The sequence below is a fragment of the Pseudomonas sp. LBUM1670 genome (assembly GCF_059695695.1).
Genome location: NZ_CP166783.1, coordinates 1,542,864 through 1,563,477, shown reverse-complemented (window position 1 = coordinate 1,563,477; position 20,614 = coordinate 1,542,864). Strand labels below are relative to the sequence as shown.

General features: G+C 61.3%; 15 protein-coding genes. 10 read left to right on the top strand and 5 right to left on the bottom strand.

The window, feature by feature from the left end; all coding sequences use genetic code 11:
- Positions 1–15 precede the first annotated feature (15 nt).
- The gene (locus ACA073_RS07140) at positions 16–5,949 is read right to left on the bottom strand and encodes a retention module-containing protein (RefSeq protein WP_497402653.1); all 5,934 of its coding nucleotides are present in this window, start codon (positions 5,947–5,949) and stop codon (positions 16–18) included.
- Here ACA073_RS07140 and ACA073_RS07135 point away from each other — a divergent pair.
- From ACA073_RS07135 to ACA073_RS07120, 4 genes are all read left to right on the top strand, one after another.
- Complete coding sequence (locus ACA073_RS07135; RefSeq protein WP_497402651.1) at positions 5,948–6,424, top strand: hypothetical protein; 477 nt, start codon at positions 5,948–5,950, stop codon at positions 6,422–6,424. The two genes, ACA073_RS07140 and ACA073_RS07135, sit on opposite strands and share 2 nt — an antisense overlap.
- Before the next feature lie 117 nt (positions 6,425–6,541).
- Positions 6,542–7,900, top strand: a complete 1,359-nt coding sequence (locus ACA073_RS07130) for a TolC family outer membrane protein (RefSeq protein WP_497402650.1) — start codon at positions 6,542–6,544, stop codon at positions 7,898–7,900.
- 133 nt (positions 7,901–8,033) lie between these two features.
- Positions 8,034–10,193 carry a type I secretion system permease/ATPase gene (locus ACA073_RS07125; protein WP_497402649.1) on the top strand — a complete coding sequence of 720 codons (2,160 nt, stop codon included), beginning with the start codon at positions 8,034–8,036 and terminating at the stop codon, positions 10,191–10,193.
- Between the two features lie 10 nt (positions 10,194–10,203).
- The gene (locus tag ACA073_RS07120) at positions 10,204–11,559 is read left to right on the top strand and encodes an HlyD family type I secretion periplasmic adaptor subunit (RefSeq protein ID WP_497402647.1); all 1,356 of its coding nucleotides are present in this window, start codon (positions 10,204–10,206) and stop codon (positions 11,557–11,559) included.
- A gap of 139 nt (positions 11,560–11,698) precedes the next feature.
- On the opposite strand, the gene ACA073_RS07115 is transcribed toward ACA073_RS07120, so the two are convergent.
- On the bottom strand, positions 11,699–12,295 hold the full coding sequence (locus ACA073_RS07115; RefSeq protein ID WP_497402646.1) for a tRNA-uridine aminocarboxypropyltransferase: 597 nt from the start codon (positions 12,293–12,295) through the stop codon (positions 11,699–11,701).
- A gap of 14 nt (positions 12,296–12,309) precedes the next feature.
- A complete protein-coding gene (locus tag ACA073_RS07110) occupies positions 12,310–13,206 on the bottom strand; it encodes a LysR family transcriptional regulator (RefSeq protein ID WP_497402645.1) in 897 nt (298 codons plus the stop codon).
- A 329-nt stretch (positions 13,207–13,535) separates the two neighbouring features.
- Between ACA073_RS07110 and speB the strand changes: the two genes are divergently transcribed.
- From speB to ACA073_RS07080, 6 genes are all read left to right on the top strand, one after another.
- Positions 13,536–14,486, top strand: coding sequence for an agmatinase (speB, locus tag ACA073_RS07105; RefSeq protein WP_497402643.1), 951 nt, complete (start codon positions 13,536–13,538; stop codon positions 14,484–14,486).
- Positions 14,487–14,495: 9 nt separating this feature from the next.
- Positions 14,496–14,918 carry a YybH family protein gene (locus tag ACA073_RS07100; RefSeq protein WP_497402642.1) on the top strand — a complete coding sequence of 141 codons (423 nt, stop codon included), beginning with the start codon at positions 14,496–14,498 and terminating at the stop codon, positions 14,916–14,918.
- A 54-nt stretch (positions 14,919–14,972) separates the two neighbouring features.
- Positions 14,973–16,484: a purine-cytosine permease family protein gene (locus ACA073_RS07095; RefSeq protein ID WP_497402641.1), complete on the top strand. Its 1,512-nt coding sequence runs from the start codon at positions 14,973–14,975 to the stop codon at positions 16,482–16,484.
- Positions 16,485–16,650: 166 nt separating this feature from the next.
- The gene (locus tag ACA073_RS07090; RefSeq protein WP_497402639.1) at positions 16,651–18,030 is read left to right on the top strand and encodes a sodium:solute symporter family protein; all 1,380 of its coding nucleotides are present in this window, start codon (positions 16,651–16,653) and stop codon (positions 18,028–18,030) included.
- Between the two features lie 85 nt (positions 18,031–18,115).
- Positions 18,116–18,841: an MBL fold metallo-hydrolase gene (locus ACA073_RS07085; RefSeq protein ID WP_497402638.1), complete on the top strand. Its 726-nt coding sequence runs from the start codon at positions 18,116–18,118 to the stop codon at positions 18,839–18,841.
- A 52-nt stretch (positions 18,842–18,893) separates the two neighbouring features.
- Positions 18,894–19,145, top strand: coding sequence for an acyl carrier protein (locus ACA073_RS07080; protein WP_497402637.1), 252 nt, complete (start codon positions 18,894–18,896; stop codon positions 19,143–19,145).
- Positions 19,146–19,370: 225 nt separating this feature from the next.
- On the opposite strand, the gene ACA073_RS07075 is transcribed toward ACA073_RS07080, so the two are convergent.
- Both ACA073_RS07075 and ptrR read right to left on the bottom strand, forming a co-directional pair.
- A complete protein-coding gene (locus ACA073_RS07075; protein WP_007914492.1) occupies positions 19,371–19,499 on the bottom strand; it encodes a PA1414 family protein in 129 nt (42 codons plus the stop codon).
- Positions 19,500–19,638: 139 nt separating this feature from the next.
- Entirely contained in the window at positions 19,639–20,532 is an 894-nt protein-coding gene (ptrR, locus tag ACA073_RS07070; protein ID WP_497402635.1) for a putrescine utilization regulator PtrR, read from the bottom strand.
- Positions 20,533–20,614: the final 82 nt, after the last annotated feature.

Here is a 20,614-nt window from a genome sequence, read left to right as displayed (position 1 = left end):
GTTTAAAGCTTCAGATCACACGGTATCCACCTTCAACGAATGGTCATTCAACATGCCGTTAATGATCGTCGCCGTGTCCGCCCCGCCGGCAATCACCCCGCCCGCTCCCGGCGTCACCCCATAATGGCTGGCCAGGTTCACCCCCGCGAGGTCGATGGTCTGGTTCGGCGCGGCGCCGGCCATGCCGCTGACGTCGATGCTGGTGACCAGTGACTCGCCGCTGCCGGTGACTTTGAAGTGCAGGTAGTCATCCAGCGACGCCGCGGTGCCGTTCTCGCCTTGCAGCAGTTGCGACAGGTCGAGTTTGTCGGTGCCCGGGGTGAAGTCGGTGACCACATCGTGGCCGCTGTTGCCTTTGAGCCACTGGAAGGTGTCCGCGCCGGCACCACCGCTGAGGGTGTTGTTGCCGAGGCCGCCGATGAGAAAATCGTCACCGCCGCCACCGTTGAGCACATCGTTGCCGAGGCCGCCGGTGATGATGTTGCTGTGGTTGTCGCCGGTGAGTGTGTCGTCGAAGTTGGAGCCGATGAGATTTTCGATCGCGGTCAGGGTGTCTGTGCCGGCGCCTAAGGTACCTTGCGCGCCGAGCAGGCTCAGGTCGACCTTGACCCCGGCGGTGGCATGGGCGTAGCTCGCGGTGTCGATGCCATCGCCGCCGTCGAGCAGGTCGTTGCCCGGTCCGCTGTAAAGCAAATCATTGCCAGCGCCACCGTGCAGTTCGTTGTTGCCTGCACCGGCGGTGAGCACATCGTTGCCGTCGCCCGCGTTGATCACGTTGTTGCCGGTGCCTGCCACCAACACGTCATCGCCCGCCGTGCCGGTGAGGGTGTGGCCGTCCTGATAGGTAATGGTCACCGCAGCGCTGTCGCTGCCGCCATGGTCGTCGTTGACGGTGTAGGTGCCGTGGTAGTCCGGGGTGACGTTGTGGACGCCGGAGTAGTCGACAGTCAGGGTCAGCTGGTAGTTTTCTGCGCCCTTGCCGCTGTGGCCCGGCCCGTCATTGTCGATGTTGGTGATGTGGATCTGGTAGGTGCCGTCCGCTGCTGCGGTGATGGTCTGGCCATCGCCGATGGCAATGAACGGGCCGCCGTTGACCGAGTACTCCATGGCGACGTGACCGGTCGCCAGGTTGTGGTCGAGGTTGAGGGTTTCACCCTGTTTGAGGCTGACGGTAATGCGGTCTTCGTCATTGGCGGTGTTGTGTTTGACTTCGCCCAACGCGCCGCTGACCACCAGCACCGCGGTCATGGCGGCGGTGTTGGCGACGAAGGCGCTGCGGGCGATGGTCACGGATTGCGCGTTGCTGCCGGTGAAACTGTAGTTCTGGTTGCTGCCGGTGAAGTCCGCGCCTTTGGCGGTCCAGCCGGTGTTGAAGGTGGTTGGCGAGGCGGTCAGCGGGTTGGTGTCGGTGTCGTTGGCCGGCAGCACGTCGCCAGGCACCGTGACGCTGCCCGACAGCACGTTGGTGATGACGGTTACGTCGTTGTCGCTGGTCGCTTGGATGCAGCCACTGTTGACGTCGATGGTGATGGTGGTAGTGCTTTCGTCACCGTCGTTATCGCGCAGGGTGTAAGTGAACGTGTCGGTCGCGCCGGGGCCGTTCACGGCGTTCGGGTTGCTGTGGTATTCGGCGTTGCCTTGGGCATCCAGAGTCAGGTAACCGTAAGTGCCGTTGATCTGGGTGTTGAGGCCGCCAGTGACCGGGGTCGAAGTGTCCGAGCCGGCGCGCACGCCGACCACGCCACCGCCGAGCAAGGGGCCATCGGCGCCGGCGACGTCGTTCCACAGCACGTTGCCGCTGACCACGCCGCCCTCCGTCACCGACGTGGCGTCAGGGTTGGCGTTCGGCGTGTCATCGACGATGTTGACGTTGATTTGGCCGGTCGCGGTGCTGCCGTCCGTATCGGTGGCGACGACGTCGAAGTTTTCGGAGAGGCTGTTGGCGCCATCGGCATTCGGGTGGTCGCTGTCGTAATTGAGGGTGTAGCTGTAGCTCACCACGCCGGTGGCCGGGTCGTAACCGGTGATGGTTAGCGTGCTGCCGTGCCAGGTGTCGGCCGACTGCGGGAAGCCGGCCGCCACTCCTGCGGTGACCACGGCGATGCCGCCCACGGTCAGGGTCTGCAAGCCATTCAGTGCGCTGACGGTGAAGGTGCCGGTTTGGGTCAGGGCCGGGGCATCGGGATCGGTGCCGTAGGTGAGGTTTTTTTCGTAGACGGTCAGCTCGCCGCCGCATGCGTCGAGGCCGTTGAGGGTGACCGGGCTGATACAACTGTTGTTGACGTCGATGGTGATGGTGGTGGTGCTTTCGTCACCGTCGTTATCGCGCAGGGTGTAGGTGAACGTGTCGGTCGCGCCGGGGCCGTTCACTCCGTTCGGATTGCTGTGGTATTCGGCGTTGCCCTGAGCGTCCAGGGTCAGGTAACCGTAGGTGCCGTTGATCTGGGTGTTGAGGCCGCCAGTGACCGGGGTCGAAGTGTCCGAACCGGCGCGCACACCGACCACGCCACCGCCGAGCAAGGGGCCATCGGCGCCGGCGACGTCGTTCCACAGCACGTTGCCGCTGACGACGCCGCCCTCCGTCACCGACGTTGCGTCGGGGTTGGCGTTCGGCGTGTCATCGACGATGTTGACGTTGATTTGCCCGGTCGCGGTGCTGCCGTCCGCATCGGTGGCAATGACGTCGAAGTTTTCGGAGAGGCTGTTGGCGCCATCGGCATTCGGGTGATCGCTGTCGTAATTGAGGGTGTAGCTGTAGCTCACCACGCCGGTGGCCGGGTCGTATCCGGTGATGGTTAGCGTGCTGCCGTGCCAGGTGTCGGCCGATTGCGGGAAGCCGGCGGCCACGCCAGTGGTGACCACGGCGATGCCGCCCACGGTCAGGGTCTGCAGACCATCCGGCGCGCTGACGGTGAAGGTGCCGGTCTGGGTCAGGGCCGGGGCATCCGGGTCGGTGCCGTAGGTGAGGTTTTTTTCGTAAACCGTCAGTTCGCCACCGGGAACATCGAGGCCGTTGAGGGTGACCGGGTTGTTGATACAGCTGTTGTTGACGTCGATGGTGATGGTGGTGGTGCTTTCGTCACCGTCGTTATCGCGCAGGGTGTAGGTGAACACGTCGGTCGCGCCGGGGCCGTTCACCCCGTTCGGGTAGCTGTGGTATTCGGCATTGCCTTGGGCGTCCAGGGTCAGGTAACCGTAGGTGCCGTTGATCTGGGTGTTGAGGCCGCCAGTGACCGGGGTCGAAGTGTCCGAGCCGGCGCGCACGCCGACCACGCCACCGCCGAGCAAGGGGCCATCGGCGCCGGCGACGTCGTTCCACAGCACGTTGCCGCTGACCACGCCGCCCTCCGTCACCGACGTGGCGTCAGGGTTGGCGTTCGGCGTGTCATCGACGATGTTGACGTTGATTTGCCCGGTCGCGGTGCTGCCGTCCGCATCGGTGGCAATGACGTCGAAGTTTTCGGAGAGGCTGTTGGCGCCATCGGCATTCGGGTGATCGCTGTCGTAATTGAGGGTGTAGCTGTAGCTCACCACGCCGGTGGCCGGGTCGTATCCGGTGATGGTTAGCGTGCTGCCGTGCCAGGTGTCGGCCGATTGCGGGAAGCCTGCCGCCACGCCAGCGGTGACGATGGCGATGCCGCCGACAGTCAGGGTTTGCAAGCCATTCAGTGCGCTGACGGTGAAGGTGCCGGTCTGGGTCAGGGCCGGGGCATCGGGATCGGTGCCGTAGGTGAGGTTTTTTTCGTAGACGGTCAGCTCGCCGCCGCATGCGTCGAGGCCGTTGAGGGTGACCGGGCTGATACAACTGTTGTTGACGTCGATGGTGATGGTCGTGGTGCTTTCGTCACCGTCGTTATCGCGCAGGGTGTAAGTGAACACGTCGGTCGCGCCGGGGCCGTTCACGGCGTTCGGGTTGCTGTGGTATTCGGCGTTGCCTTGAGCGTCCAGGGTCAGGTAACCGTAGGTGCCGTTGATCTGGGTGTTGAGGCCGCCGTTCACCGGGGTCGAAGTGTCCGAACCGGCGCGCACGCCGACCACGCCACCGCCGAGCAAGGGGCCATCGGCGCCGGCGACGTCGTTCCACAGCACGTTGCCGCTGACCACGCCGCCCTCCGTCACCGACGTTGCGTCGGGGTTGGCGTTCGGCGTGTCATCGACGATGTTGACGTTGATTTGCCCGGTCGCGGTGCTGCCGTCCGCATCGGTGGCGACGACGTCGAAGTTTTCGGAGAGGCTGTTGGCGCCATCGGCATTCGGGTGATCGCTGTCGTAATTGAGGGTGTAGCTGTAGCTCACCACGCCGGTGGCCGGGTCGTAACCGGTGATGGTTAGCGTGCTGCCGTGCCAGGTGTCGGCCGATTGCGGGAAGCCGGCGGCCACGCCAGCGGTGACCACGGCGATGCCGCCCACGGTCAGGGTCTGCAGACCATCCGGCGCGCTGACGGTGAAGGTGCCGGTCTGGGTCAGGGCCGGGGCATCCGGGTCGGTGCCGTAGGTGAGGTTTTTTTCGTAAACCGTCAGTTCGCCACCGGGAACATCGAGGCCGTTGAGGGTGACCGGGTTGTTGATACAGCTGTTGTTGACGTCGATGGTGATGGTCGTGGTGCTTTCGTCGCCGTCGTTATCGCGCAGGGTGTAAGTGAACACGTCGGTCGCGCCGGGGCCATTCACCCCGTTCGGGTAGCTGTGGTATTCGGCGTTGCCCTGAGCGTCCAGGGTCAGGTAACCGTAGGTGCCGTTGATCTGGGTGTTGAGGCCGCCAGTGACCGGGGTCGAAGTGTCCGAACCGGCGCGCACGCCGACCACGCCACCGCCGAGCAAGGGGCCATCGGCGCCGGCGACGTCGTTCCACAGCACGTTGCCGCTGACCACGCCGCCCTCCGTCACCGACGTTGCGTCGGGGTTGGCGTTCGGCGTGTCATCGACGATGTTGACGTTGATTTGCCCGGTCGCGGTGCTGCCGTCCGCATCGGTGGCAATGACGTCGAAGTTTTCGGAGAGGCTGTTGGCGCCATCGGCATTCGGGTGATCGCTGTCGTAATTGAGGGTGTAGCTGTAGCTCACCACGCCGGTAGCCGGGTCGTAACCGGTGATGGTTAGCGTGCTGCCGTGCCAGGTGTCGGCCGATTGCGGGAAGCCTGCCGCCACGCCAGCGGTGACGATGGCGATGCCGCCGACAGTCAGGGTTTGCAAGCCATCCGGCGCGCTGACAGTAAAGGTACCCGTCCGGGTCAGAGCCGGGGCATCGGGGTCGGTGCCGAAGGTGAGGGTTTTTTCGTAGACGGTCAGTTCGCCACCGGGAACATCGAGGCCGTTGAGGGTGACGGGACTGTCCGAAGCTTCAGGGTCATTCGGAACATCCGGAACATCCGGAACGCCCGGAACATCCGAAGTATCAGCACCAATCGGCGCCGCAGCCGCGTTGCCACCGTTGTCCGGATCACCGGCCAGACGCTCCAGAGGAAATTCAGGAATACCGTTGAAGCCGGCGGTAGGGAAACCAATGGTTGGATCGACCCGCCCCGCCACTTCTTCCAGCAGCACAAAACTGTGGCCGCCACCCAATGCACCTCCGGGTGCGCCCGGTGTACCCGGGCCTGCCGCCGTGGCTTCCGCTGTCTGAGTCGGGTCATCACCCGCCGCGATCGCTTTTTGCAGTCGTTCGACGTCGGTCAGTTGCGCCTGCGTCGGCGTGCTCGCTTCAGCGGTATCCACATGGGGCACCTGATGTGCAAGCAACTGCGAGTTCATTTGCAGGCTGCTGCCACGCCCGAGGGTCAGTTCCTGGCCATTTTGCAGGTGCACCGCCACCGCGCCTTCGGCACCCGTGACCAGTTGATCGCCGGCGAACAGCCTGTCCCCCTCGATCAACGCACGTCGGGTGCCGTTGCTTGCTTGCGCGAACACCTGACCAATGACCTTACTGACGATACCGATGAGCGTAGCCATGTGCACTTCCTCCGCTGCCAACCGCTGTCGGCATCCTGTTGATTGCGAAGAACGTGTTCATGGCGTGAGCGGGTTATCGGCGGATCGTCTACCGGGCAGCGGCTTGCCTGATCAAGCCGCTGCCCTGGCGACATTCTCGCCAAGCGTTTCACTCGTGGGCGAAGTGTTCCGCTTCGGCATAAAACCCAATGTAATCAATCACATCGGAATGCCGTTGCGAAACCACCTAACCTACGAGCAATGCGTAACGGTTTTGAACCAGCAAGTGACAAAAAACCGTCACCGAAAAACCGTTTCGCGTCCCTCCCCTTCCAGCACTTCCTCGCCCTGTGTCGATAATTGGATTGAACTTTTCTCGACCCTCAAGAAGCTCCCGAAAGCTCTAAAATCAAAGGCTTTCGCAGTGAACAATGTGCTGGATTTTTCAGAGCGCATAAGTTTTTTTCGACATACCAATTATGAGAAAAGCTTCTAAGGTTCTATTGAAAATGTTCTTAGCTCTGATGTTACAAGTATGAAACAGTTACACCTATAAATACCGCCAAATATTTGGCGAATAATAAGCACCATAAGGATTTCAGGGAGATGCCCCATGCGCCGATTGTCCCCGCTTTGCAGTGCGATTCTATTGGCCATGGCTTGCACGACCCAGGCTCAAGCCATGTCTCTGACCGAGGCGATCCAGAGCACCATCGCCACCCACCCGGAACTCGCGTCGCGGGTAGACAGCCGCCTGTCTGCGGATGAAGACGTGAAAGTCGCCAAGGGCGGTTTTTATCCCTCTGTTGATCTGAATGCCGCGTACGGGCGCGGGTACAGCGACAACACCAACACCCGGGCCTTCGGCAATCACCACACGGAAATCCTGAACTACACCCAGTCGGAACTGCGCCTGCGGCAGATGCTCTTCGATGGTTTCAATACATCCAACGAAGTCGAGCGCACCAAAGGCGTGGTCAACTCCCGGGCCTATTACGCCCAGGGCACCGCTCAGGACCTGGCACTGCGCACCATCGAGGTCTATCTCGAAGTGCTCAAGCGCCGCGAACTGGTGACCCTGGCCAAGAACAATTTGCAGGCGCACCTGCGGGTCAACGACCAGATCGGCCTGCGTACCCAGCGCGGTATCGGCAGCAACGCCGACGCCGATCAGTCCGTGGCTCGCCGGGCGTTGGCGGAGAACAACCTCGATACCGCCGAAGTCGATCTGGCCGATGCCGAAGCGAATTTCTACGCCGTCACAGGGCGCATGCCCGATGAACTGGAAACGCTGCCATCGATTCGTGGCGAATTGCCGGCCACGATCCAGGATGCCCAACAGAGCATGGTCGACAACAACCCGTACCTGAAATCCGCCCAGGCCGATGTGCAATCGGCCGAGAGCCAGTACGAAGTCGCCAAGTCGCCGTTCTACCCACGCTTCGACGCTGAGGCAGCGGTGGGCGCGAACAACAATATCGCCGGTGAAGAAGGCCACGACAACCAGTGGCGCGTCGGTATCGTGATGAACTACAACCTGTTCCGCGGCGGTAGCGACAAGGCGCGGCTGGCGTCCGATGCACACAAGATCAACCAGGCGATGGACATCCGCAACAACGCCCTGCGCCAGCTCAACGAGGACATCCGCCTGGCCTGGAACGCCATGGTCAACGCGAAAAAACAAACCCCGACCGCCCGCGAATACGCGGAAACCACCACCCGTGTGCGGGCGGCGTATCAGGACCAGTTCGGCCTCGGCCAACGGACCCTGCTCGACGTACTCGACAGCGAAAACGAGCTCTACAACGCCAACCGCCGCTACACCGAAGTGCGCTACACCGAGGAATTCTCGATGTACCGCGTGCTGGCGAACATGGGTCAGTTGCTGAGCAAACAACGGGTGGTGCTGCCTGCCGATGCGATCGCCCGGACCGAAGTGAAGAACGAAGCCCGCTTGCCTGAACTCAAATGAAGTTACCTCATGTAGGAGCTGCCGCAGGCTGCGATCTTTTGATTTTGTTTTTTAAGATCAAGATCAAAAGATCGCAGCCTGCGGCAGCTCCTACAGTGAGATGTGTATCCACGGTTCAAAGGGAGCGATCAATGTGACCAGCATGGAACCCGGCAACTCTGGTGTCGATCCGCGGCTGAGCTTCGATGACCCGCTTCTGGACGGTCTGCTGATCCTCTGCAAACTCCACGGCGCGACGGTCAGTCGCGCCAGCCTGAGTGCCGGGCTGCCAATGGCACACCAACGCCTGAGCCTGGACCTGCTGCCGCGTGCAGCGGCCCGGGCCAGTTTGCAGGCGCGGCTGTTACGCCGTGACCTGGCAGACATTTCCGCGCTCAACCTGCCGGTGTTGCTGATCCTCAACAACGGCCGCACCGCCGTCCTGCGTCGCTTTGGCGATGACGGCCGCTTGCTGATTCTGCCGAGCGAAGCCGATGGCGGCGAGCAGTGGGTCAGCCGCGAAGAACTCAGCGAAAACTACAGCGGCCAGGCCTTGTTCGCCCGGCCACGGCATGAACTCGAAGACTTGCGCTCGCCGCTGGTGCCACGGGTCGAGGCGTGGTTTCGCGACACGTTGAAGCTGTCGAAATGGCTGTACAGCGATGCGATCCTGGCGAGTTTTCTGATCAACCTCCTGGGGCTGATGGTACCGCTGTTCGTCATGCAGACTTACGACCGGGTGGTGCCGAACCAGGCCACTTCAACCTTGTGGGTGCTGTCCATCGGCTTGCTGATCGGCACCGGTTTCGAACTGGCACTGCGAGTGGTTCGCGCGCATTTGCTGGACACTGCCGGGAGGAAAACCGACGTGATCCTTTCCGCGACGCTGTTCGAACGCATCACCGGCATGTCGATGAAAGCGCGCCCGGCGACCATTGGCGGTTTTGCCCAGAGCATTCATGACTTTCAGGGTCTGCGCGAATTCCTCACCGCCGTCACGCTGACCAGCCTGATCGACCTGCCCTTCGCCGTGCTGATGCTGGTGGTGATCGGCCTGCTCGGTAGCTGGCTGGTAGTGATTCCGTTGCTGGCGTTTCCGCTCACGATCCTGTTCGCGATGGTGATTCAGGTGCGCCTGCGCGACACCGTGCAAAAAAGCCTGACTCTCGGCGCCGAGCGCCAGGCCTTGCTGATCGAAACCCTCGGCGGCCTGGAAACCCTCAAGGCCTGCAGCGCCGAAAGCGAACGCCAGCACAAATGGGAAAGCACCCACGGCGCCCTCACCCGCCTCGACAGCCACGCGCGCAACCTCTCGGCGCTGGCCACCAACGGCACGCTGTTCATCCAGCAGTTCTCCGGCATGGCGACCATTGTCGCCGGGGTCTACAGCATCATCGCCGGCAACCTCAGCGTCGGTGCGCTGGTGGCGACCTACATGCTCGGCAGTCGCGTACTCGCGCCGCTGGGGCAGATCGCCGGGCTGATCACGCGCTATCAGCAAGCGCAACTGACCATGAAAAGCACCGATGCGCTGATGGGGCTGCCGCAAGAGCGCGACGCCAAACAGCGGCCGCTGGAACGCACGCAATTGCAGGGCGCTCTCGACGTCCACGGCGTGACCTTTCGCTACAACGGCCAGAACGCACCGGCGCTGGCCAACATCAGTTTCAGCCTGAAACCCGGTGAACGGGTCGGCATCATCGGGCGCAGCGGCTCGGGCAAAAGCACCCTGGGGCGACTGGTGATGGGCTTCTACGAGCCGGAGGAAGGTCAACTGCTGCTCGATGGCTTGGACCTGCGGCAACTGGACGTCGCCGACCTGCGCCAACAGATCGGTTACGTCGCCCATGACCTGCCGCTGCTGGCCGGTAGCCTGCGCGACAACCTGACCCTCGGCGCGCGTTACATCAGCGATTCACGAATGCTGGAAGTGGCGGAACTGACCGGTGTGACCGAACTGGCCCGTCAACATCCACAAGGGTTTGACCGGCCTGTCGGCGAACGCGGGCAATTGCTGTCCGGCGGTCAGCGTCAGGCGGTGTTGCTGGCCCGCGCCTTGTTGCTCGACCCACCGATCATGCTGCTCGACGAACCCACCAGCGCCATGGACAACAGCAGCGAAGATGTCCTGCGGCAAAAACTCCACGGTTGGGTCCAGGGCAAAACCTTGCTGCTGGTGACCCACCGCACCTCGATGCTCAGCCTGGTGGATCGGTTAGTAGTGCTGGACAACGGGCGGATCGTCGCCGACGGCCCGAAAGAAGCGGTCATCGATGCACTGCGCAAGGGCCGTGTCGGCTCTGCGCCCGTCTAGGAGTCCGCCCATGTCGTCTTCACAAGGTTCACGCGGCTACTTCGACAGCTTCAGCAAAAGCGCCGAAAGCGAGTTCATGCCAGAAACGGCCGGCGCTTCGTTGCAGGATTCTCCGCGCTGGTCGCGGATCACCGTGTGGCTCGCCGCTGCGTTGATCATCAGCGCCGTGGTCTGGGCCAAGTTCGCGGTGTTGCAGGAAGTCACCATGGGCGAAGGCAAGGCGATTCCGTCGAGCAAGGTTCAAGTGATCCAGAACCTGGAAGGCGGCATCGTCACCGAGATTTTCGTGCGCGAAGGGCAAATGGTAAACAAGGGCGACACCTTGCTGCGTCTGGATGACACACGGTTTCTGTCGAACAAGGGTGAAAGCGAGGTCGATCGGTATGCGTTGACCGCGCAGGTCGAACGCCTGTCCGCCGAGGCCGAAGGGCGGCCGTTCAAGCTGTCGCCGGAGGTGATCGCCAAGGCGCCGCAAGTCGCTGAGGACGAGCGCTCGCTGTACGAACAACGGCAACGGCGCCTGGCCAGCGAACAGCGCACGCTGACCGAACAACTGCGGCAGAAAACCCAGGAACTGGCGGAGTTCCGCTCGAAACAGGGTCAATTCAGTTCAAGCCTGGCGCTGTTGCAACAGGAAATGAACATGTCCGCGCCGTTGGTGGGCACCGGGGCGGTTTCGCCGGTGGAAATCCTCCGGCTTAAACGCAGCGCGGTGGAGATTCGCGGCTCGCTGAACGCCACGACGCTGGCGATTCCTCGCGCCGAATCAGCCATCAACGAGATCAAAAGCAAGATCGACGAATCGGAACAATCCTTCCGCTCGGACGCGGCGAAGGAGCTCAATGAGAAACGCACCGACCTGTCGAAAATCACCGCGTCGAGCATCGCCATCGATGACCGCGTCAGCCGCACCACGGTGGTGTCGCCGGTGCACGGGATTATCAAAGTGCTGAAGGTCAACACCATCGGCGGCGTGGTTCAGCCGGGCAGCGACATGGTGGAAATCGTACCCATCGAAGAAAACCTGCTGATCGAAGCCAAGGTGCGACCGCAGGACGTGGCGTTCCTGCATCCGGGGCAGAAAGCGATGGTCAAGTTCAGTGCGTACGACTACACGATTTATGGCGGGTTGAGTGCGAAGCTGGAGTTGATTGGTGCGGACACGATTACGGATGACAAGGGCAACAGTTTTTATCTGATTCAGGTGCGCACTGATAAAAATCACTTGGGTGGGGATGTGAAACCGCTGTTGATTATTCCCGGCATGGTTGCCACTGTGGACATCATCACGGGGGAGAAAAGTGTGCTGGATTATCTGCTGAAACCGGTGTTGAAGGCGCGGACAGAGGCGATGCGCGAGCGGTAGTCTGGATCCGGAGTTTTTGGTGATTATTCTACCGCTTTCGCGAGCAAGCCCGCTCCCACATTCGACCGAGTTCTTCCAGAAGGAATGCGATCAAATGTGGGAGCGGGCTTGCTCGCGAAGAGGCCCTCACTGGCAACGATTATTTCGGCCCGTGATTCTTCTGAAAGGTCTCCTCCCCCATCGCCGCAATCTGCCCCTCGATCAACGCCTCGAACGGTTTCAACAACGGCTCGAAACTGACAGGCCCTTCCAGCGTCTGCAACGCCCGCACAATCGCCTCCACCGTCGACAACGCGCCCGGTTCCGGCGCCTTGCGCAAGCGATAACGCGACACCCCGCCCTCCGCCAGCATCACCCTCGGCAACGCCGCCAGCAGCGGATTGAGGTGCAGCATTTTGCGCGCCTTGCGCCAGGTGCCGTCCGGTACGACCAGCAACAGCGGCTGATCATTCGCGGTGTACGCCTGCAACGGCTGCGCCTCCTCCCCAGGAAACAGCAGTCGTGCCTGATAGCCCGGCTGATTCAACAACGCCGGCAAATCCTCGAATACTTCGCCCACGATCAACTGCGCACTCTTCAGCCCCAACGCCGCCAACCGCGCGGTGTTCAGCGCATGGTTCACTTCGCTTGGATGTTGCAGCAGCAACACCCGAGTGCGGCTGTCGAGGCTCGGGATCAGGGGGCACAAGCAATGGGTTTGCGGGCGCAGGCAGCGCGGGCACTGGGTTCTGGACATTACTTCTTTTCCCTTTAAACGGCCTGATTGAGTTGCGATTTGAGCAGGTCGCGAAACGTCTGGATCAGCGGTTCGCGGCTGCGGCCCCGGCGCACGATCATCGAGAACGGCGCCTGATAACCGAAGGTCGCCGGCAGCAACACGCGCAAGTCACCCTTGTCTGCCCAGGCCTGGGCGTAGTGCTCCGGCAGGTAACCGATGTAGGCGCCGGACAGCACCAGGATCAGCTGCGCCTCCATACTTTCCACGGTCGCGGCGCTGTGCTTGAAACCGTGGCGCGCCAGTTCGGCCTGGCTCCAGTAACCGCGGCCGACCATGCGTTGCTGGGTGATGACTTGCTCGGGGATGCGTCGCTCGGTGAACAGTGGATGGCGGCTGCTGCAATACAACCAGTGCTGTTCGCGGTACAGCGGCATGTAGACCAGCCCGCTCATGCGCGTAGAAAACGCGCCGATGGCCAGGTCGAGACGATTGTCCTGCACGCCGAGTTGCAGTTCGTACGGGCTCATCACCGAGAGGTGCAAATGCACCGCCGGGTGTTCCTGGCTATAGGCGCCGATGGCTTCGGCAAACGGCAAGGCCTTGTCGCTGACGGTGGAGTCGATGACGCCGAGGTTCAGCGTGCCGCGCAGTTCACCCTTCAGCGCCGCCGCGTATTGCTCGAAACCTTCGAGTTCGCCGAGCAGGCGCAGGGTTTCCTGATGGAACAATTCGCCTTTGCTGGTCAGGCTGAAACCACCGCGACCGCGATGGCAGAGCACCAGGCCGAGGGCTGCTTCGAGCTGGCTCATGTAGGTGCTGATCGCCGAGGTCGAGAGGTTGAGTTCTTGCTGGGCGTTGGCGAACCCCTGATGACGGACCACGCTGACGAAGATGCGCAACAGTTTCAGGTCGGGTAAAGCGTTGGCCATGGAAGTGCTCCGGTCACCAGGTTACGCGCGGTACTTCTGTAGAAACACAATCCTTGTGGGAGCGGGCTTGCTCGCAAAGGCGGCGGGTCAGGCACCATTGATGTCGAATGACACGACGCCTTCGCGAGCAAGCCCGCTCCCACAGGGGTAATGGTGATCCGGGAGTCTAGCGCCAGGCAAGGCATTAGTTTAGAAAAATCTGAACTAAGTATTTGCCCGTAGCGATTCTTCCCGGCCACTACCTTTCGCAGAATCGGCCCCCTAACGGTGCCCGATCCTCCCTGGACCTGCGCAACCGACATAAATAAAACAACGACGAGGCCCTACCCGTGGACAAGATTCTTCACCAACCACTGGGCGGCAACGAAATGCCGCGCTTCGGCGGCATCGCCACCATGCTGCGACTCCCCCATGTACCTACCGCTGCCGGCCTCGACGCCGCTTTCGTTGGCGTGCCACTGGACATCGGTACTTCGCTGCGTCCGGGCACCCGTTTCGGGCCGCGTGACATCCGCGCCGAATCGGTGATGATCCGCCCGTACAACATGGCCACCGGCGCAGCGCCGTTCGACTCGCTGTCGGTTGCCGACATCGGCGACGTGGCAATCAACACCTTCAACCTGCTGGATGCCGTACGGATCATCGAAGAATCCTACGACAACATCCTCGAACACGATGTGATCCCTCTGACCCTCGGCGGCGACCACACCATCACCCTGCCGATCCTGCGTGCCATCCACAAGAAGCACGGCAAGGTCGGCCTGGTGCACATCGACGCCCACGCCGATGTAAACGATCACATGTTCGGCGAGAAAATCGCCCACGGCACCACCTTCCGTCGCGCCGTCGAAGAAGGCCTTATCGACCCGGACCGCGTCGTGCAAATCGGTCTGCGCGCCCAGGGTTACACCGCTGACGACTTCAACTGGAGCCGTAACCAGGGCTTCCGTGTGGTTCAGGCCGAAGAGTGCTGGCACAAATCCCTGACGCCTTTGATGGCCGAAGTTCGCGAAAAAGTCGGCGGCGGTCCGGTGTACCTGAGTTTCGACATCGACGGCATCGACCCGGCCTGGGCACCTGGCACTGGTACCCCGGAAATCGGTGGTCTGACGACCATTCAGGCCATTGAAATCGTTCGCGGCTGCCAAGGCCTCGACCTGGTGGGTTGCGATCTGGTAGAAGTCTCGCCCGCTTATGACACCACCGGCAACACCTCGCTGCTGGCCGCCAACCTGCTGTACGAAATGCTCTGCGTACTGCCTGGCGTGGTCCATCGCTGAGGATCGGTCGTGAACGAACGTGATCAGGTTTTGAAGGCCGCCGCCGATCTGGTATCTGCCTTTGCCCGTAACGATCGCGAAGCCTACTTCGGTGCGTTCAGCGCCGATGCCAGCTTCGTGTTTTACACTCTCGAGCAGGCACTGCTGTCGCGCGATGCCTATCAGGCGTTGTGGAACAGCTGGCGTACCGAGGATGGCTTCGAGGTGCTGTCGTGCACCTCGAGCAACGCCTTTGTCAGCCTGCAGGGTGACGTGGCGATTTTCATCCATGACGTGGCCACCGAGCTGCGCACGCAAGGGGAGCAACACTTCAGCCAGGAGCGCGAGACGATTGTTTTCAAGAAACAAGCGTCTGGCCAAGAACAACAAGGCCTGTGGCTGGCCTGCCATGAACATTTGTCCGCAATGCCGGAAGGGCTGCCAACCCCTTAGCCAAACAGGTGACGCTCACACACGATGAGCGCGCCTTTATGATCGGAGCAGATCATGAATAACAACAACAATGACCAAAGCCTTACGCACATTGAAACCTACGGGGTCGAACAGATCCCGGACAACGAACGCACCGCAGGCCCGATGGACTTGTTCCGGATGATCTTCGGCGGTTCCAACACCTTTGCCACCGCCGTGCTCGGCAGTTTCCCGGTGCTGTTTGGCCTGTCTTTTCAGGCCGGTGTCTGGGCGATTGTGCTGGGCGTGCTGCTCGGCTCGCTGATCCTCGCGCCGATGGGCCTGTTCGGTCCGATCAATGGCACCAACAACGCCGTGTCTTCCGGTGCACACTTCGGCGTGCACGGGCGGATCGTCGGCTCGTTTCTGTCGCTGTTGACCGCCATAGCCTTCTTCTCGCTCTCGGTGTGGAGTTCGGGTGATGCGTTGATCGGCGGCGCCAAACGCCTGATCGGTCTGCCGGAAACCGACCTGACCCTGGGCCTGGCCTACGGTCTGTTCGCGATTCTGGTGCTGACGGTTTGCATCTACGGCTTCCGTTTCCTGCTGTGGGTCAACAAGATCGCGGTGTGGAGCGCCAGCCTGTTGTTCCTGTTGGGCATCTTCGCTTTCGCCGGTCCTTTCGACGTGAACTACGCCGGTACCGTGAACATGGGTCAGCCTGGTTTCTGGGCAGCCTTCATCGGCGCCGCGCTGGTAGCGATGAGCAACCCGATTTCGTTCGGCGCGTTTCTCGGTGACTGGTCGCGTTACATCCCGCGTGACACTTCCAAGCGCCGGATCATGGCCGCGGTGGTGATCTCGCAGATCGCAACGTTCATCCCGTTCCTGTTCGGCCTCGCCACCGCGACCATCGTCGCGATCAAGGCGCCGGACTACATCGCCGCCAACAACTACGTCGGCGGTCTGCTGGCCGTTTCGCCGAGCTGGTTCTTCCTGCCGGTGTGTCTGATCGCGGTGATCGGCGGCATGTCCACCGGCACCACCTCGCTGTATGGCACCGGGCTGGACATGTCCAGTGTGTTCCCGCGTGTGCTGTCGCGGGTCAAGGCCACGCTGCTGATCGGTGTGATGTCGATTGCCTTCATTTTCATCGGACGCTTCGCGGCGAACCTGGTGCAGAGCGTGTCGACCTTCGCCGTGCTGATCATCACCTGCACCACCCCGTGGATGGTGATCATGATCATCGGTCTGCTGGTGCGCCGCGGCTTCTATTGCCCGGATGACCTGCAAGTGTTCACCCGCGGCGAGAAAGGCGGTCGTTACTGGTTCACGCATGGCTGGAACTGGCGTGGGCTGGGTGCCTGGATCCCGAGTGCATTGGTCGGTTTGTGCTTTGTGAACCTGCCGGGGCAATTCGTGGGTGTCCTCGGGAATCTGGCGGATGGCATCGACATCAGCCTGCCGGTGACCCTTGGCCTGGCCTCGCTGGTGTACCTGGCGCTGCTGAGCCTGTTTCCGGAATCGGCTGCGGTGTTCGGCCCGAATGATTCACGCAGCAAAAGCACGGATTCGCTCGGTAAACCGGCGTTGCGACAAGCCGCCTGATTCAACGCATTACCTGTGGGAGCGGGCTTGCTCGCGAAAGCGGTCTTTACGTCACATCGATGTTGGATGTGCCGCCGTCTTCGCGAGCAAGCCCGCTCCCACCAAAAGCTGCACCACAGAACCTTGTTTGTTTCACCATAAAAAAGACAATCGGAGACACGCCATCATGGCTTTGGATTTATTCGTCGTACTCATCTACGCCGCCGCGATGCTGATACTCGGCTACTACGGCATGCGCAAGGCCAAGACCAACGAAGACTTTTTGGTCGCCGGTCGTAACCTCGGCCCGAGCCTGTACATGGGCACCATGGCTGCCACCGTCCTCGGCGGCGCGTCCACCGTGGGCACCGTGCGTCTGGGCTACGTTCATGGCATCTCCGGTTTCTGGCTCTGCGCCGCACTGGGTTGCGGGATCGTGGCGCTCAACCTGTTCCTCGCCAAACCGCTGCTGAAACTGAAGATCTACACCGTTACCCAGGTGCTGGAAAAACGCTACAACCCGATGGCCCGCTCCGCGAGCGCGGTGATCATGCTGGCGTATGCGCTGATGATCGGCGTGGTCTCGATCCTGGCCATTGGCACCGTGCTGCAAGTGCTGTTCGACCTGCCGTTCTGGCTGTCGGTATTGGTCGGCGGTGGCGTGGTGGTGATTTATTCGGCGATCGGCGGCATGTGGTCCCTGACCCTGACCGACATCGTCCAGTTCGTCATCAAGACCGTGGGCCTGATGTTCATCCTGTTGCCAATCTGCCTGTACCGCGTCGGTGGCTGGGATGAGTTGGTGTTGAAACTGCCGGCAACCGCCTTCAGCTTCACCACGATTGGCTGGGACACCATCATCACCTACTTCATGATCTACTTCTTCGGGATCCTGATCGGCCAAGACATCTGGCAGCGTGTGTTCACCGTCAAGAGCGCCAAAGTGGCTCAGGTCGCCGGTACATTCGCAGGCTTCTACTGCATCCTTTACGGGCTGGCCTGCGCCCTGATCGGCATGGCCGCTCATGTGCTGATCCCGGACCTGGACAACGTCAACAACGCCTTCGCCGCCATCGTCAAACTGTCCCTGCCGGACGGTATCCGTGGCCTGGTGATCGCCGCTGCCCTGGCGGCGATGATGTCCACCGCCAGCGCCGGCCTGCTCGCCGCCGCCACCACCCTGACCGAAGACCTGCTGCCGAAACTGCGCGGCGGTAAACAGTCGAGCCTGGGTATCAACCGCCTGTTCACCCTGCTGACCGGCATCGCCGTGCTGGGTATCGCGCTGGTGGTAAACGACGTGATCAGTGCCTTGACCCTGGCCTACAACCTGTTGGTGGGCGGCATGCTGATCCCGCTGATCGGTGCAATCTTCTGGAAACGCGCAACCACCGCCGGCGCTATCGCCAGCATGGGCATGGGCTTCGCCACGGCGCTGCTGTTCATGGTCAAGGACGGTATGGACGCCAACACCCCGATCTACTACAGCCTGGCTGTAGGTCTGGTGAGCTTCGTTGTGGTCAGCCTGATGTCCCGTCGCCCGGCAGTAGTGGCGAGCGCTATCTAAGCTGAACATAACGACTTGATGCTTTCTTCGACGGGTGTGGCGTCGGTTGCCACACCCGTTTTTTTTCGTCTGGAGAAAACCTTTGATGAAGATTGTTTCTCGCGATCAGTGGTTCGAGGTCAAACAACTCAGCGACGGCATCCGCCTGATTCACGAGCCCTACATCCGCCCTTTCTATCGCTGCAACCTCTGGCACATTCAGGGTCGCGACAAAGACCTGCTGCTGGACAGCGGTTCCGGGCTGGTCAGCCTGCGCGAGCAATTGCCGTGGATCACCGAACGACCGCTGCTGGCGGTGGCCAGCCATTGCCATTTCGACCACATCGCCGGGCATCACGAATTCCCTGAACGCCTGGTGCATCCTGCCGAAGCGGACATCCTTGCGGCACCTGACGGCGAAAACGACTTGAGCCGGGTGTTCGTCGGCGATGACATGTTCGAGGCACACCCGGACTGTCCGTTGTGCTACGCCGAATACCGGGTCAAAGCCGCACCGGCCACCGGGTTTATCAATGAGGGGGATGTGCTGGACCTGGGTGATCGAGTGCTGCAAGTACTGCACACACCCGGACATTCACCCGGTGGCATCAGCCTGTTTGAGGCGGCAACCGAAACCCTGTTCAGCGGCGACATCATCTACGACGGGCCATTGATCGAAGACGCCTACCACTCCAACCTCGACGACTACGCCCGCAGCCTGCAACGCTTGCGTGAGTTGCCGATCCGCACCGTGCATGGCGGTCATTTCGGGAGTTTTTCCGGGGAACATTTGCGCAGCATGATTGACGAGTGGCAGCGCTCGCACGCCTGAAGCCTGCTGTACTCAAGCACAGGGACAACACCAACGCCCTGGAAGAGCCCTCATGAAAAAAGCCACCGTGCGTGCCGCTGTGCATCGTTTCATCAGCCGACTGCTGGAGCGTCAGGATGACTTCGACGATCACTCCAGCCTGATGGCATTAGGATTGGATAAAGAAGATATCGAGGAGCTGATCTTTCATCTGGAAGATGAACTGGGGTTGACGGCGTTTACGGCGGAGGAAGACCGGTTGCTCAAAAGCGCCAGGACGGCGGATGACTTGAGTCGGTTTTTGCTGGAGATCGGGCGGCGTTGAAGTGGGTTGCAGATGCGCCCCGGTTGGCAATCAAGATTAATGTGGCGAGGGGATTTATCCCCGTAGGGCTGCGAAGCAGCCCCAAGACCATTCACCCGGGTTATATCTGGCGAACCGCGTCAGGCGATTTACGACTGCTTCGCAGCCGAACGGGGCGGTGCGACGTTTCGCTAAATCCCCTCGCCACAACAAGCCCTTCAAGCCCTTCGTCCCTTCGCCCCTTCGTTACCGACGGCGTTGCTGGCGTCGACGCTGTTCGTCGTCAGTGCGAATAGGTACAGGTTGCAGAGGCGGTTCGATCAAACCGAGTGCGACACCCAGGTCATGCAGCCAGTTTTGGATTTTCTCTTTCATGGTGCCCCCTTCAGGGTAGTGCCGAGCGGCTGAAATTCTGTAGCCCCTTCGCACTGATAATAGTCCGAAGTCCTACGCAATGCTCGGCAAAATCCGCAATGATCTGTTACTGAATTGATCAAAATACCTGACCTATAGCTCAGGCTATTGCCTGCGCCGGAATTGCTTGCGATGGAAAAACCGCCTGTTGCTGCTCGATCCACGCGTTCAGATTGGCCCCGACCATGCCCTTGCGCCACATCAGCCAGGTCGTCGCCGTGGCGAACGGCTCGGCCAAGGGGTGCACCGCCACACTTTCGCGGCCCGGCAGACTGGCCAGCATCGACTCCGACATCAGCGCCACCCCCGAACCGGCAATCACGCAGGCGAGCATTCCCGGATAGGATTCAATCTCCATCGCCCGGCCCATGGCCGCGTGATCATGAGCGAACCATGCTTCCAGCCGCATCCGATAGGAACAACCCTGGCGAAAGGTGAACACCGAGCGCCCCTCCACATCCAGCGCACTGCGCACTGGCGGGTGATCGGCTTCGCTGATGAGCACCAGCCGTTCGTCGCACAACGGCACGCCGTCGAGCCCGGCCAGTTCAAGCGGGCCGTCCACCAGCGCCGCATCGAGTCGACCGGTGAGCAGGCCTTCCAGCAGTTCGCCGCTAGGGCCCGACTGCACTTGCAGGTTCACCGCCGGGTACGTGCGGTGATAACGGGCCAAGAGCCCTGGAAGGTGAATGGCGGCGGTGCTGTACATCGTACCCAGCACGAATTCACCCGCCGGTTGCCCGCCCTGCACCGCCGCTTGCGCTTCATCGTGCAGGTTGAACAGCTTCGCCGTGTAGTCCAGCAGGACTTTTCCTGCCGGTGACAACTGCAAACGCTGACGCTCGCGTACGAAAAGTTCTACACCGAGCTGTTCTTCAAGTTGTTTGAGTCGTGTCGACAGATTCGACGGCACTCGATGCAAACGCTCGGCAGCACGGGTGATCGAGCCCTCTTGCGCCACCGCCTGGAAGATCCGCAATTGGCTGAATTCCACGCCATTCTCCAAATCAGAACAAGTTACTCACTATTATTCATTTTTAAAGAAAGTCAATCAGTCCTAGCCTGACGGTCATGAT